General features: G+C 70.0%; 15 protein-coding genes. 10 read left to right on the top strand and 5 right to left on the bottom strand.

The features are described from left to right. Window positions 1-4 precede the first annotated feature (4 nt). Together AB0K52_RS03055 and AB0K52_RS03050 are read left to right on the top strand one after the other, a co-directional pair. Window positions 5-319, top strand: coding sequence for a 4a-hydroxytetrahydrobiopterin dehydratase (locus AB0K52_RS03055; RefSeq protein WP_363525376.1), 315 nt, complete (start codon window positions 5-7; stop codon window positions 317-319). 126 nt (window positions 320-445) lie between these two features. Further along, window positions 446-793 (top strand): hypothetical protein, encoded by a 348-nt coding sequence (locus tag AB0K52_RS03050; RefSeq protein WP_363525373.1) that lies wholly within the window; start codon window positions 446-448, stop codon window positions 791-793. Here the strand turns inward: AB0K52_RS03050 and AB0K52_RS03045 are convergent. Then, the gene (locus AB0K52_RS03045) at window positions 790-2037 is read right to left on the bottom strand and encodes a pyridoxal phosphate-dependent aminotransferase (protein ID WP_363525370.1); all 1248 of its coding nucleotides are present in this window, start codon (window positions 2035-2037) and stop codon (window positions 790-792) included. The two genes, AB0K52_RS03050 and AB0K52_RS03045, sit on opposite strands and share 4 nt — an antisense overlap. A gap of 100 nt (window positions 2038-2137) precedes the next feature. Between AB0K52_RS03045 and AB0K52_RS03040 the strand changes: the two genes are divergently transcribed. Beyond that, the gene (locus AB0K52_RS03040; RefSeq protein WP_363525367.1) at window positions 2138-3058 is read left to right on the top strand and encodes a LysR substrate-binding domain-containing protein; all 921 of its coding nucleotides are present in this window, start codon (window positions 2138-2140) and stop codon (window positions 3056-3058) included. Window positions 3059-3067: 9 nt separating this feature from the next. Here the strand turns inward: AB0K52_RS03040 and AB0K52_RS03035 are convergent, their stop codons facing one another. Further along, complete coding sequence (locus tag AB0K52_RS03035) at window positions 3068-4351, bottom strand: YibE/F family protein (RefSeq protein WP_363525364.1); 1284 nt, start codon at window positions 4349-4351, stop codon at window positions 3068-3070. Window positions 4352-4492: 141 nt separating this feature from the next. Next, complete coding sequence (locus tag AB0K52_RS03030) at window positions 4493-5275, bottom strand: maleylpyruvate isomerase family mycothiol-dependent enzyme (protein WP_208496507.1); 783 nt, start codon at window positions 5273-5275, stop codon at window positions 4493-4495. Between the two features lie 144 nt (window positions 5276-5419). Between AB0K52_RS03030 and AB0K52_RS03025 the strand changes: the two genes are divergently transcribed. Continuing rightward, window positions 5420-5989, top strand: coding sequence for a thiamine phosphate synthase (locus AB0K52_RS03025; RefSeq protein WP_363525361.1), 570 nt, complete (start codon window positions 5420-5422; stop codon window positions 5987-5989). On the opposite strand, the gene AB0K52_RS03020 is transcribed toward AB0K52_RS03025, so the two are convergent. Then, entirely contained in the window at window positions 5986-7332 is a 1347-nt protein-coding gene (locus AB0K52_RS03020; RefSeq protein WP_363525358.1) for a GH1 family beta-glucosidase, read from the bottom strand. The two genes, AB0K52_RS03025 and AB0K52_RS03020, sit on opposite strands and share 4 nt — an antisense overlap. 319 nt (window positions 7333-7651) lie before the next feature. Here AB0K52_RS03020 and AB0K52_RS03015 point away from each other — a divergent pair, with 319 nt between their 5' ends. The 3 genes from AB0K52_RS03015 (at window position 7652) to AB0K52_RS03005 (ending at window position 11022) form a co-directional block, all read left to right on the top strand. After that, a complete protein-coding gene (locus AB0K52_RS03015) occupies window positions 7652-8983 on the top strand; it encodes an ABC transporter substrate-binding protein (RefSeq protein ID WP_363525355.1) in 1332 nt (443 codons plus the stop codon). Between the two features lie 117 nt (window positions 8984-9100). Beyond that, on the top strand, window positions 9101-10075 hold the full coding sequence (locus AB0K52_RS03010) for a sugar ABC transporter permease (protein WP_363525352.1): 975 nt from the start codon (window positions 9101-9103) through the stop codon (window positions 10073-10075). Further along, window positions 10072-11022: a carbohydrate ABC transporter permease gene (locus AB0K52_RS03005; RefSeq protein ID WP_363525349.1), complete on the top strand. Its 951-nt coding sequence runs from the start codon at window positions 10072-10074 to the stop codon at window positions 11020-11022. Before AB0K52_RS03010 ends, AB0K52_RS03005 begins: the two co-directional genes overlap by 4 nt. Window positions 11023-11076: 54 nt before the next feature. Here the strand turns inward: AB0K52_RS03005 and AB0K52_RS03000 are convergent, their stop codons facing one another. Beyond that, window positions 11077-12189: a phospholipase D-like domain-containing protein gene (locus tag AB0K52_RS03000; protein ID WP_363525347.1), complete on the bottom strand. Its 1113-nt coding sequence runs from the start codon at window positions 12187-12189 to the stop codon at window positions 11077-11079. 255 nt (window positions 12190-12444) lie between these two features. Between AB0K52_RS03000 and AB0K52_RS02995 the strand changes: the two genes are divergently transcribed. The 3 genes from AB0K52_RS02995 (at window position 12445) to rpsO (ending at window position 14038) form a co-directional block, all read left to right on the top strand. Further along, a complete protein-coding gene (locus AB0K52_RS02995) occupies window positions 12445-12672 on the top strand; it encodes a hypothetical protein (RefSeq protein ID WP_363525344.1) in 228 nt (75 codons plus the stop codon). A 74-nt stretch (window positions 12673-12746) separates the two neighbouring features. Further along, window positions 12747-13676, top strand: coding sequence for a bifunctional riboflavin kinase/FAD synthetase (locus tag AB0K52_RS02990; protein ID WP_363525341.1), 930 nt, complete (start codon window positions 12747-12749; stop codon window positions 13674-13676). Window positions 13677-13762: 86 nt separating this feature from the next. Next, complete coding sequence (rpsO, locus tag AB0K52_RS02985; protein ID WP_208496515.1) at window positions 13763-14038, top strand: 30S ribosomal protein S15; 276 nt, start codon at window positions 13763-13765, stop codon at window positions 14036-14038. Window positions 14039-14296 lie beyond the last annotated feature (258 nt).

Here is a 14296-nt window from a genome sequence, read left to right as displayed (position 1 = left end):
GGGTATGAGCGACCAACCCTTGACCGAGGCCGAGATCGAGCTCGCGCTGTCGGAACTGCCCGGCTGGAGCCACGTCGGCGACCGCCTGGAGCAGACCTGGACCTTCGACGGCCACCTCCGGGCCCTCGCCGCGGCCACCGCCGTCGGCTTCCTCAGCGAGCAGCGCGGCCACCACGCCGACCTGACGATCAACTACGACAAGCTCCGGGTCTCCGCGACCACCCACTCCGCCGGGAACAAGGTCTCCGCCAAGGACACCGACCTCGCGCGGGCGGTGAGCGACCTCTTGGCGGCCTCGGTCGCCGACTTCGGGGACTAGCGCGGGAGTGACGGCTGCGCATCCCTGATGCGCATGCGTCCGCGATGCTTGCGGCCTGCGAAAACGGGGCACACACCCGGCCTTCGTCTCTGCGATGATGAAGTGAGCACAGGTGGGAGCATCGCCATGGACGCATTTGCCGCCCGGCCCTCGGGGACCGACAAGCGCATCGCCCTCGACCGCCTCGCCGTGGCCCGGCGCAAGGGCGTGATCGACTCCGCGGAGTACCGGCTGCGGCGGCGGCTGGCCGAGAGGGCCGACAGCGTCGCCGACCTCCAGACGCTGCTGCTGGACGTCGGCGACGACGAGCTCGGCCGGGACCACTGGCGGTACGGCCGCTGGCGCGGACCGGTCAGGGACGGCCGCGAACTCGAGGTCCAGCGCTTCGTCGGAGCGCTGCTGCTCGTGGCCGCGGTCCTCCTGGTGATCGTCTGCGTGTCGGCCGCGATCACGGCCTACGAGCACTTCTTCTAGGCGACGAGGGCCTTCAGCTTCTCGCGCAGGCTCTCGAGGTGCTCGGCGACCCACGGCATCTCCAGCGGGTCGTCCGAGAGGAGCGCCGCCAGGCGCTCGGAGTCGGAGTCGCCGTAGATCCCGGTGACCGCGACGCGGATCGTCAGCGCCGCCGGGTCGTCCCCGAACGCGTCACCGGCGATGACCACGACCCCGAACTCGTCCAGCAGGACCCGGGCGAGGTCGGCGCTCGTGCGCGCGCCCCACCGCTCGGCCAGCGCCGCGCGCAGCGGCCCGAACTCGGGCCACACGTAGAAGCCGCCCTGCGGGACCCGCACCTCGCAGCCGGCGCCCGCGAAGACCTCGGCCACAGCGGTCGCCACCGCGCCGTGCAGGCGCCGGGCCATGGCGACCCGGTCGACCAGCTCGGCCGGGTCGGACCAGGCATAGGCGGCGGCGTGCTGCATCGGCAGCGGCGCGGAGGACCACAGCTCGGAGGCGATGCCCCGCACCGTCTCCTGCAGCTCGCGGCCGCGGTCGGAGTCCGGGAACCGGGCCGCGCCGATGCGCCAGCCGCCGAGCGCGTAGTTCTTCGACAGCGCGGTGGTCGTGACCGTCCGCTCGGGCGCCCACCGGCTGGGGGAGGGGAAGTCGCCCGGCTGGAACACGAGGTCGCGGTAGATCTCGTCGGCCACGATGACGAGGTCGAGCTCGCGCGCCGCCGCGCACAGCGCCCGCACCGACGCCTCGGAGGCGAGGCGGCCGGTCGGGTTGTCCGGCAGCGTGACCACGACGAGCCGCGGGTCCCGGCCCGCCGCGCGCGCCTCGAGCACCGCGGTCGTCATGAGCGCCGCGTCGGGCACGCCGCCCTCGCCGTGCGGCACCGGCACCCGGACCGGCTCGCGGCCGAGCAACTGCGACTGGGCCGCGTAGGACACCCACGCGGGCCGGGGGAGGACGACGTCGCCGCCGACCGCGTGCTGCAGCGCGAACAGCAGCGGCTTCGAGCCGGGCCCGAGGAGCACCTGTCCGGCCTCCGTCGGGTTGCCGCGGCGGGTCCAGTGCCCCGCGGCGGCCTCGCGGGCCTCCTCGGTGCCGGCGACCGGCCCGTAGGCGATCCTCCCGGCGGCTTGCGCGAGGCGCTGACTCAGCAACGGGTGCACCGGGATCCCGGCTTCACCGAAGCCGAGCGCGAGCACCTCCTGCCCGGCGGCGCGGCGAGCGGCGATGGCTTCGTTGGCGGCGAGGGTGGCGGAGACGGTCACGGGTGGCTCCTTGTTGGATGGTCGGCAGCGTGGACCAATCTCCTCTGCCCGGAGCATCATCGCAAGTATTTCTACCTTTCGCCGAGGGTAAGATTTCCTTATGCTCGACGTGCGCCGCCTGCGGCTGCTCTACGAATTCGCGGCCCAGGGATCGATAACCGCCACTGCCGCGGCGACCGGCCAGACCGCCTCCGCGGTCTCCCAGCAGCTGGCCGCCCTGGAGAAGGAGACCGGCGTCTCGCTCCTCGAACGCACCGCCCGCTCCGCGCAGCTGACCGACGCCGGACGCCGCCTCGTGGCCCACACCGCCCACATCCTCGAGGCCATCGACGCCGCCGAGACCGACCTCGCCGCCGAGTCCGCCGAACCCCGCGGGCGCGTCACCGTCGCCGCGTTCCCCACCGTCGCCGTCGCCCTCGCCGGCCCCATCGTGCGCCGCCTCCGCCGCTACCCCGAGCTCCAGATGGTCCTGCTCCAGCAGCACACCGTCTCCGAGTCCCTGGCGCGCGTCCGCTCCGGCGAGATCGACCTGGCGCTCATCGACGACTGGTCGGGCCAGCGCCGCCCGGCCACCGCCGGCCCGCTCACCTTCCACCACCTCGTGAACGACCCGCTCGTGGCCGTCCTGCCCGTCCGGCACCCCTTGGCGGACAAGGAGGTCCTGTCCGCGCACGAGCTCGCGGGGGAGTCCTGGATCGCCTCCCCGGAGGGCGAGCCGTCGCGGATGGCGCTGGCGCGGCTGTGGCGGGCGGAGGGCATCAGCGCGCCCGTCTCCGAGTTCGAGGGGCTCGACACGATCCTCACCCTCGTCGCCAAAGGCCTCGGCGTGACGGTCGCGCCGTGGATGGCCGCCGCCGAACGCAAGGACGTGGCCGTGCGGAAGGTCGCCGAAGACCTGCCGGGCCGGGAGGTCTACGTGGTCCACCGGACGGCCTCCACGGGCCGCCCGGCGGTGATGACCGTCCTCCAGGCCCTGCACCAGTCGGCCAGGAAGCTCATGGCCGCCGCCGAGCGCTTCTGAGAGGCGCGGCTAACGCAGATGTGAAGGCGGGTACGGCGACTCGCCCTCGTCCCACGTCCCGGCGGCCTCCGGCTTCGGCTTGGGCCGCGGCGCCTCCTTGGGGGCCTTCGGCTCCCTCGGCTTCGGCTGCCAGCGCGCCAGGTACGCGGCGAGCCAGGTCGTGATCGGCACGGCCGCGATGAGGCCGAGCGTGCCCGCCACCGACCGCACGATCTCGGTGGCGATGATCTGGCTCGTGAGCACCTGCTCCAGCGGCCGGTTGGCCGCGGCGATGAGCACCAGCAGCGGCAGCGACGCGCCCGCGTACGCGAGCACGAGCGTGTTCACCACCGAGGTCAGGTGGTCGCGCCCGACCCGCATCCCCGACTTGAACAGCCGCGCCGGGCCCCACTTCGGGTTCGCCTTCGCGACCTCGTCCACTGTGGCGGCCTGGGAGACCGTCACGTCGTCGATCACGCCGAGCGCGCCGATGAGGATGCCCGCCAGGAGCAGGCCCGACATGTCGATCGGGTACTGCATCGCGAGGTTCGTGGTGTTCTCGTCCAGGACCCCGTTGAGCTTCGTGAGGTTCACGGCCGCCTCGGCGAGCAGCACCGTCACGATGAGCGACGCGAGCGTCCCCACCACCGCCACGGTGGTCGTCCGGTTCCAGCCGTGTCCCAAGTAGAGCGAGAGGAGCATGATCGCGGCCGAGCCGACGACCGCGACGAGGATCGGCGAGGACCCGTCGAGAATCGCCGGGACCATGAACAGCAGCACCACCGCGAACGTGAGCGCGAGGCTCACCAGCGACCGCACGCCCTTCCAGCGCCCGAACGCGACCACCGCGAGCGCGAACGCGATCGCGAGCGCCCACAGCGCGCTGGCCCGGTCGTGGTCGATGATGTGGTACTGCTGGCCCGAGACCGAGTCGGGCGTGTAGATGAGGATGACGTCGTCGCCGACCTCGACGACGGGAGCCCCTGGGCCGCTGGGGATGTCGACGATCGTCTCCTGGTCGGCGTGCTCCCCGGTGAGGAGCCGCACGACCACGTCGCCGCACACCGTCACCTGCAGCTGCTCGTTGAGCTCCGCGTCGGCCTCGTCGCATTCGGTCTCGTTGATCGCGATGACGTGGCCGTCGACCTCGGTCCCGTACGCGTCGATGCTCGAGGCGTCCTCGACCCCCGTGGGCCACAGCAGGATCAGGCCCAGGACGGTCGCGACCGCGGCCGGGACCAGGATCCACAGCGCGGCGCGCGGGACGGCGTCGTTCGGAATCGAGTGGCTGTGCTTCAGCGAGTCCTGGTTCACGAACGTGAGCTTACGATCCCGCGACCCCGATGCCGCGCAGCAGCGCGCCCTGACCCCTTCGTCCGGACATGTCGGACTATGCCCGGTCGGCTACCTGCGGCTCCGTGCTGTAGCGCTCCAGTAGCCCACAGTGAGAACGGTTCAGACGTCCACCGGATCGACCCACCGGACCGCGGAGTAATTGCGCCACAAGTGGAGCAGTGCCGGGTCTCCGCGGACCAGGAGGTCGTCGAACGGCAGCCGGTTCCACAGCGCCAGGTACAGGAGCTCCACCGGGCCTTCGATGACGCAGTGCGGGGTCTCGACCTCGCTGAACGTCACGAGCGGGCCCGTGTCGGTGGGGTGGATGTACCAGTCGCCGCGCCCCGGCGGCAGATCGGTGGCGTGGATGTGGAGCACGGACGGCCGCAGCGCCCGCACCCGGCTCGACGGTCTGCCGTGGAAGCCCAGGAGCAGCTCGTCGATGCCGTCCGCCGCGAACTCGGGGCAGATCGGTGAGATCTCGTCGCCCCGGGCCTGTTCGGCGTCGACTCGATGGATGGTGGTCTCGTGGGCCTGCCTGCGGACCCAGAAGCGGCGCGACGACTCGGAGGGGAACATCTGCCAGCACTGGAGTCCGCTGGGCGCGGCCTCCAGTGTGGCCGCAAGCCGCAGGAGCCCTTCGCGGACCCAGTCGACCAGCAGGTCGTCGTGCGGCAAAGGCCCCACGATGCGCTGGAACTCCTGTTTCCGTGGATCGTAAGGCAACGCTTCGCCCACGATCGCCGCCGCCCAACGATGGACGGTCCCGATGTGGGTCAAGAGGTCCTTGACGTTCCAGCCCGGGCAGGTGGGCACACTCGCGTTCAATGCGAGTTCTCCACCAGCGACAGCGATCCGCTCCCCTTCGGTGCGCAGCCCGTTGATTTGATCGCCGATGTTCATCCCATGAAGTTTCGCACCTGTGTCGTGAATTACGCAAGTTCGAGACGTGGACCGATACATAAGCGTTAAAACCAGGAAGTAAAGGCGACTCGGGCGCGAAGGGACTCCCGCCTCAGCGGCCGCACGCGCGGCTATGGTCGGAGCGTGGAACACCGGCTCCTCGTCGTCTCCGACCTGCCCGCCTGCCCCCGGCCGCTCGCCGCCCAGGTCGCGCTCGCCCTCCAAGGAGGACCCTTCGCGCTCGTGCTGCGCGACAAGCACTTGCGGTGGGACGAGCGGGTCGCGCTCGCCGCGGCGCTGCAGCCGCACCTCGACGCCGCCGGGGGACTGCTCATCGTCAGCAACCCCGAAGGACCGGTGGCGGCCGCGCACCTCTCGTCGCGGTTCCCGATGCCCGACCCGCGCCCCGGGATCGTCGGCCGCTCCGTCCACGCGGGCGAGCCGATCGACCCGGGCCTCGACTACTGCACCTACTCGCCGGTCTGGCCCTCTGACTCCAAACCCGGCTACGGACCGGCGATCGGGCCCGCCGCGCTGCGGGAAGCGTGCGCGGCGAGCCCGATCCCGGTGTACGCGCTCGGCGGCGTCGACGGCCCCGACCGGGCCCGCGCCGCGAGGGCAGCGGGCGCGGCGGGGGTCGCGGTCATGGGCGCGGTCATGCGCGCCCATGACCCGGAGCGGGCGGTGCGTCGGATCCGGGACGCGCTCGCCTAGCGGTCGAGGCCGTTGTCGGCGATGACCTTCGAGTAGAACTTCGCGCTGTCCTTCGGGGTGCGCTGCTGGGTGGCGTAGTCGACGTGGACGATGCCGAAGCGCTTGTCGTAGCCGAAGGCCCACTCGAAGTTGTCCATGAGCGACCAGGCGGTGTAGCCGCGCACGTCGGCGCCGGCCTCGATCGCGTCGTGGACGGCCGCGATGTGCGAGCGGAGGTACGCCACGCGCTCCTCGTCGTGGACCTCGCCGTCCTCGCCCGGACCGGTCGGGTAGGCCGCGCCGTTCTCGGTGATCATCGTGGCGATGCCGTAGTCCTTGTGGATGCGCACCAGGAGGTCCGTCAGGCCCGTGGCGTCGACCGCCCAGCCCATGTCGGTGAACTCCAGGCCGTCCGGCGTGTAGGTCTCGACCCCGATCGTGCCCGGGCCGACGTCGCTCTCCGGCTCGCCCGGCTTGGCGCGCAGCCAGGTCGGGCTGTAGTAGTTGATCCCCAGCACGTCGATCGGCTGGTTGATCGCCTCGAGGTCGCCCTCCTTGACGAAGGACCAGTCGGTGTGGTGCTGCGTGCGCTCGATGACGTCGGCCGGGTACTGCCCCAGCAGGATCGGGTCGAAGAACACCCGGTTCGCGATGCCGTCCACGACCCGCACGGCCTCTTCCTCGCCGCGGCACTGGGTCGGGTTGAGCACGATGGACACCTGCTCGGCCCCGGCGCCGCGCAGCGCCTGCACGGCGAGGCCGTGCGCGAGGTTGAGGTGGTGCACGGCCGCGAGCGCGGCGGCGGGCTCGGTGCGGCCCGGCGCGTGGTGGCCGTTGCCGTAGCCGAGGAACGCCGAGCACCACGGCTCGTTCAGGGTCCACCAGGTGTGGACGCGGTCGGAGAGGCGGGCGCCGACGATCGCGGCGTAGTCGGCGAAGCGCTCGGCGGTCTCCCGCTCGGGCCAGCCGCCGCGGTCCTCGAAGGACTGCGGGAGGTCCCAGTGGTAGAGCGTCGGCATCGGCTTGATCCCGGCCGCGACGAGCTTGTCGACGAGCCGGTCGTAGAAGTCCAGGCCCTTGGGGTTGGCCGGCCCGGTGCCGTCGGGCTGGATGCGCGGCCACGCGATCGAGAAGCGGTAGGTGTCGACGCCGAGCGACGCCATGAGGGCGACGTCCTCGTCGACGCGGTGGTAGTGGTCGCAGGCCACGGCGCCGGACTGGCCGCGCCACGTCTTGCCGGGGGTGGCCGAGAACGTGTCCCAGATGGACGGGCCCCGGCCGTCCTCGCCCGCCGCGCCCTCGATCTGGTAGGAGGCCGTGGCGGTCCCCCACAGGAAGCCCTGCGGGAAAGTCAGCTGCGTCATCGATTCGCACCTTTCGCGAACTATCGGCTGTATTTTATTGAACAGCGGTCGGTTGCCGGGCCTCGGAATGATACGTCATTGGTATCGCTCCCATGAATGCGGTGTCGACAGATATCGATCCAATTGCGCCCGGTAACGATTCAGCAATGCACACTTGACATTCAGTGTTACCCAGAGCACCATTGCCAGCGTCGCCCCAACGGCGGGTGAGGCAGTCCCCGCCAGGGGCGGAACTCGTGAGAGCGATTCCCAGCAGGTGGGGACAGGGAGGCAGTCGGACGCGCCGGGGGCACCAAACTGCGAAGAGAGGGAAACCCCGATGAGCAAGACACGAAAGATCTCCTGCCTTGCGGCTGCCGCCAGTGCCATCGCGCTCGCCGCAACCGCCTGCGGCGCTCCGGACGATGAGAGCGAGGACCGCGGAGCGGTCCCCGACGACGCCACCGACTGCGCCAACTACGAGCAGTACGGCGATCTCGAAGGAGAGACGGTCTCCATTCTCGGCTCGATCCGCGACACCGAGGCGGACGAGATGATGGAGGCCTGGAGCTACTTCGAGTCCTGCACCGGCGCCACCATCGACTACGAGGGCTCCGGCGAGTTCGAATCGGACATGAAAGTCCGCGTCGACGGCGGCAACGCCCCCGACATCGCGCTGTTCCCGCAGCCCGGGCTCATGGCCAACTTCGCCGCCGACCTCAAGCCGGCCTCCGACGAGGTCAGCAAGCTCGCCACCGAGGGCTGGACCGAGGACTGGCTCAATTACGGCACCATCGACGGCACGCTCTACGCCGCGCCGAACTCGTCGAACGCCAAGTCCTTCATCTGGTACTCGCCGTCGTTCTTCAGCGACAACGGCTACGAGGTCCCGACCACATGGGACGAGCTCATCGCGCTCTCCGACACGATCGCCGCCGACGGCGTCATGCCGTGGTGCGTCGGCTTCGAATCCGGCGGCGCCACCGGCTGGCCGGGCACCGACTGGATCGAGGACATCGTCCTCCGTCAGGGCACGGACCTCTACGACCAGTGGGTCAACCACGAGATCCCGTTCAACGACCCGCAGATCGTCGCCGCGATCGACAAGGCCGGGACGATCCTCACGAACGAGGAGTACATCTACAACGGCACCGACACCATCAGCTCGACGGCGTTCCAGGAGGCCGCGTACCCGATCCTCGACGGCGGTTGCGCGATGCACCGCCAGGCGTCGTTCTACGGTGCGATGTGGCCCGCCGACACGAACGTGGCCGAAGACGGCGACGTGTTCGCGTTCCGCTTCCCCGAGTCCAACGAGGGCGACAACACCATGCTCGTCGGCGGCGAGTTCGTGGCCGCCTTCTCCGACTCCGAGCCCACTGAGATGGTCCGCCAGTTCCTGGCCTCGGAGCTCTACCACAACGCCCGTCTCCAGACCGGCCCGTGGAGCACCGCCCGCCAGGGCGTGGACCCGGCCAACGCCACCACGCCGATCAACCAGTTCGCCACCGAGATCCTGACCGACCCCGCCGTGACCGTCCGCTTCGACGGTTCGGACCTCATGCCGGGCGAGGTCGGCGCCTCCTCCTTCTGGACCGGCATGGTTCAGTGGGTCGACGGCGACAAGACCAGCCAGCAGATGGCCGACGACATCGAGGCCTCCTGGCCGTAGAGCGCTGCCCGTGTACCCGACAGTAAGCCGAGCGGGGTCCCGGCCCCGCTCGGCCCATTGCCGTTTCGGCGCCGCCCGCAAGCCGTCGACCGGCACGGACAACTGGAGTCGCACAACGTGAACATCTCCGCTCTCACCGACCGGTTCGGACTCTTGGCCGTCGGACTGGTCGCCTTCGTGGCGATCCTGCTCGCCCTCTACGGCCTCGCCGAGCTCGCCTCCCGCCGCGACCGCAGCCGCGCGGTCGCGACCGTGTTCTTGGCCCCCGCGGTCCTCTTCCTGGCCGTCGGGCTCGTCTACCCTGCCGTTCGCACTCTCGTCATGTCGACCTTCAGCGCCGACGGCACCGCGTTCGTGGGCATCGACAACTACAAGTGGGCCTTCACCAACCCCGACGCCCTGCAGACCATCGCCAACACCGCGGCATGGATCGTCATCGTCCCGCTGCTGTCCACCGGCATCGGCCTGGTGTACGCCGTCCTCATCGACGGTCGCCGCGGCGAACGCACCTACAAGGCCCTCGTGTTCCTGCCGATGGGCATCTCCTTCGTGGGCGCCTCCATCATCTGGAAGTTCGTCTACCAGTACAAGGCCTCCGGTGAGCAGATCGGTCTGGCCAACCAAGTCCGCACCTGGTTCGGTCTCGACCCGGTCAACTGGCTCAACGTCTCAGTGCTCAACAACCTCCTGCTCATGGTGGTGCTCATCTGGATCGAGGTCGGCTTCGCCACCGTGGTCCTCTCGGCGGCGCTCAAGGGCGTGCCGACCGAGATCATCGAGGCCGCCCGCATCGACGGCGCGAGCCCGACCCAGATCTTCTGGAGCGTCACCGTCCCCTCGATCCGCTCGGCGATCATCGTGGTCGCCGTGACCGTCTTCATCGCCACGCTCAAGCTGTTCGACATCGTGCGGGCCATGACCGGCGGCCACCACGGCACCGACGTCCTGGCCCACAACATGTGGGACCAGGCGTTCCGCCTCGGCAACGACGGACGCGGCGCCACCATGGCCGTGCTGCTGTTCGCCTTGGTCGTACCCGTCGTCATCTATCAGGTGCGCAACATGCGCCGCCAGGAACTGGAGGGCCGATGAGCACTGACACCCAGGCGCCGGCGAAGGGCCGCCCGATCGCGGAGAGCCGCGGCGAACGCGTCCGCCGAGTGCTCTCGAGCCGTGTCGCCAGCGCCTTCGCGCTGGTCATCGCGGTGTTGTGGACCATCCCGACCGCGGGCCTGTTCATCTCGTCGCTGCGGCCCGAGGACGACATCCGCGCTTCGGGCTGGTGGACCGTGTTCACCGACCCGAGCTTCACTTTGGACACCTACAACTACGTCCTCTACTCGGATTCGCAGGGCGGCGGTCTGATCCGCAACCTCGTCAACACCATCGTCATCACGATCCCCGGCGTGCTCGTGCCGGTCGCGTTCGCCGCGATGGCCGCCTACGCGCTCTCCTGGATCGACTTCAAGGGTCGCAGCCTCCTGTACATCGCGATCTTCGCGCTGCAGGTGGTGCCGCTCCAGATGGCGCTCATCCCGCTCCTGTCCTTCTTCAGCCAGGGCCTGCATCTCGGCGACCTGACGATCATGCCCGCCTGGAACCTCTCCGGCGTGAACACGATCGTGCAAGTCTGGATCGCGCACTCGATCTTCGGTCTGCCGCTGGCGATCTTCCTGCTGCACAACTTCATGCGGGAGCTTCCGGGCGATGTGATGGAGGCGGCCCGGATCGACGGCGCCAGCCACTCGCAGATCTTCCGAAAAGTGGTCCTGCCGCTCGTGACACCTGCGATCGCCTCGATCGCGATCTTCCAGTTCCTCTGGGTGTGGAACGATTTCCTGGTCGGCCGCACCTTCGGCGGCGGCGAGGCCACCAGGCCGCTCACCGCCGTGCTCGGCGACATGGCCGGAACTTGGGGCTTCGGCTGGACGCGGCTTCCGGCCGCGGCCTTCATCGCGATCATCGTCCCGCTCGTGGTGTTCCTGCTGCTGCAGCGCTACTTCGTGCGCGGGCTCCTGGCGGGTTCCGTCAAGGGTTAGCGAGACAACCAGAGGAGGGGCGGGGCCGGGCCGCGCGGCCCCGCCCCTTCCCGCTCAGTGGGCGCCGCTCCACAGGGCCTGGAAGTGCGCGATGTACCGGTCGGCCACCGTCTGGTTCATCACGCGGATCATGTTGTCGTCGGAGTGCTTGAGCCCGTTGCCGTTGAGGTTGTGGGTGCCGGTCCACACGACCGCGCGGTGCTTGTCCCCGAACTGGGCCTCGGCCACGATGTACTTGTTGCGGTGCGCGTCGTGCACCCGCACGTTGGCCGACCCGAGCTTGTCCTCGATCCAGCCGGGGCTGGCGGTCGGCCCGGAGCGCACGACGACCCGCACCTGGCAGCCGAGTCCCTGGATGCGGTCGAGCTGCGCCCGCGCCTCGGGGCGCTTGGACTGGAAGTTCGCGTGGCCGACCCAGACGCGGTCGCCCTCGCCGCAGGCGGTGATCTGCGAGAGCTCCGCCGCCACCGGGTCGGCCGAGCGCGGGAACACCCACGCCTTCGCGATCGAGCCGGTCTTGCCCTTGTTCGCGTCGGTCCAGCCGTCCCAGCTCTTGGCGTAGAGGCGGTTCCAGTACGCGCTGTAGAAGTCGAAGACCGCGCGGTCGCCGTGGACGCCGAGCAGGTTGTGCGCCTGGGTCAGCTGCGAGCCGACGAAGCTGAGGCTCGTCACGAGCACGTTGGGGGCGCCGTCCTTCTCGATGAGGAAGAACCGGTTGTGCATCGGCCCCTGCCTGGTGCCGCCCGAGTTCGGCAGGCACCCGGCGCTGCACTGGCGCACCGAGGCCCCGGCGTTCTTCAGCTTCGCGATCACCGCGTCGTTGAGCGAGGGCCGGTCGTTGCGGGTGCCGAACACGGCCCTGACGTCCACGCCGCGCTTCTCGGCCGCCGCGAGCGCGTCCGCGAGCGGCGCGATGGGCTTGTCGAGCGAGAAGTAGTACACCGCGAGCCGGATGGTGTCGCCCTTCCCGGTCGCGTCGACCTGCCGGGTCAGTTCGTTGACGATGGCGGTGTCCTTGGCGCCGTTCGGGTTCGTGGTGCACACGGTGAAGTTCCCGGTGCGTCCGCAGCCGGTCGCGGCCGCGTCGGCCTCCGTCGCGACGGTCGCGGTCAGGGCGGACGCGAGCAGTGCGCCCGCCGCGAGCAGGGCGGGGATTCTCCGGTTCATGCCGGGCCTCCGATCTCTCTTTGCCTGAGACATGAACATGGCACGGGGTCGGGGCCGCGGCGGGCTTTCGGGCGGCTACCGGACGTTTCGCGTGGTAGGGCGCTCACGGCCGTGTAATTTCCACGAGGGCGAAATGCGGTTGTTGTCAGGCGGATTCTGGGAAACGACGGTCGGATAGCCGACGTTTTCTCAACAATCAATGGAGAGGTCCCCCACCCGGCAGTACCCACAGGAACAGCGCAGTAGGAGCCCGTCATGAGCATGAGTGCAGAACTGCCCGAGGAATTCCGCAGGACCCTCGCCGAACCGGTCCGACAGGACCCCGACCACGCCGAACCGCTCGCCGAAGAGCAGCCCCGCCTGGCCGAGCCCGCGAGCACCGGATGGCTCTTCATCGGCATGCTGCTGGTGGTGGCCGGTCTGGTCCTGCTGCTCCTCATCTTCGCCTCCGGCGGCAACGCCGACCAGTCACTGATGCTCTGAGCCTGGAACACGTTTGCATCACTGCCGCCCGATCGGGGCGGCGCCCGCCTTGCGGGAGTGGCAAGATCTGCACCGTGGAAACCTGGCGTGGAATAGACGCGACCCCCGAGGGCTGGCCCGCCTCCGTCATCGCGATCGGCGTGTTCGACGGGGTGCACCGCGGCCACGCGGCCCTCGTCCGCACCGCCGTCAAGGCCGCGGCCGAGCGCGAGGCCCGCTGCGTCGTCGTCACCTTCGATCCCCATCCGACCGCCGTGGTCGCCCCGCACGCGATGCCGCCGCAGCTCACCGGTATCGAGCGACGCGTCGAACTGCTCGGCGCGCTCGGCGTCGACGCGGTGTGCGTGCTGCCGTTCACCGAGGAGCTCTCCCAGCTGAGCCCCGACTACTTCGTGCGGCACGTCCTCGTCGGCGGCCTGCACGCCAAAGCGGTCGTCGTCGGCGAGAACTGGCGCTTCGGCCACAAGGCCGCCGGCGACGTCAAGAAGCTCGCCGAACTCGGCGAGGAGTTCGACTTCGAGGTCCTGTCGCAGAGCCTGACCTCGGACGAGGAGCCCTTCTCGTCCACGCGCGTGCGCGGCCTCCTCGCCGCCGGCGAGGTCGCGGCCGCCGCCGAAGTCCTCGGCCGCGACTTCGGGCTCGAGGGCACCGTCGTCCACGGCGCCGGCCGCGGCGGCACCGCCCTGGGCTTCCCGACCGCGAACATCGAATGGACCCCCGGCGCGGCCGTCCCCGCCGACGGGGTCTACGCCGGCTGGTTCCACCACGACTCGCACCGCCACGCGGCCGCGATCAGCGTCGGCACCAACCCCACCTTCGACGGCACCGCCCGCACCGTCGAGGCCCACCTCCTCGACTTCGACGGCGACCTCTACGGCGAGCGCGTCCGCCTCGACTTCACCGCCCGCCTGCGCGGCCAGGTCGCCTTCGAGGGGATCAAGCCGCTCATCAAGCAGATCGAGACCGACGTCGCAGACACCCGCCGGGCCTTGGACCTGGGCTGACGCCCTGCTAGCCTGGACAGGTTGTCCAACCGACCAGCCTGCTCGACACCGCGGGTTGGCCGCAATTCATGAAAGGGTGTTCGAACATGGCGCTCGACGCTGAGAAGAAGGCCGAGATCATCAAGGAATACGCGACCGGCGAGGGCGACTCGGGCTCCACCGACGTCCAGGTCGCGATCCTCACCGCCCGCATCCGCGAGCTCACCGCCCACGTCCAGGTGCACAAGCACGACCACCACTCGCGTCGTGGCCTGCTCCTCCTGGTCGGCAAGCGCCGCCGCCTCCTCAAGTACCTGAAGAAGGAAGACATCGCGCGCTACCGCGGCCTCATCGAGCGCCTCGGCATCCGCGACAACGCCTGACAGCGGTCTTGACAAGGGAGTGCCCCGCGAGGGGCGCTCCCTTTCGCGTCCCCCGGCCGGGTGGCGGTCGCGGCTCACTTTTGCTTCGCCAATGCCGCAGCGTCGGCCCGGTAACGTAAGCTGGTCGTCGAGCACCGTGCTCGACAGCACCTTGCTCGTCGGCGCCTCGCAGCGAGGCGGCGACGCGGCTCGCCAGAGACCGCCCCGGTCCTCGGTAGTGGCATCCGGAACGTCCCGCACGCAGCGGGGCCGAGCTTC

The sequence above is a fragment of the Glycomyces sp. NPDC049804 genome (genome assembly GCF_040674615.1).
Taxonomy (GTDB): domain Bacteria; phylum Actinomycetota; class Actinomycetes; order Mycobacteriales; family Micromonosporaceae; genus Glycomyces; species Glycomyces niveus.
Note: the sequence above shows the minus strand (reverse complement) of the source record. Positions and strands in the feature narration are given on the sequence as shown.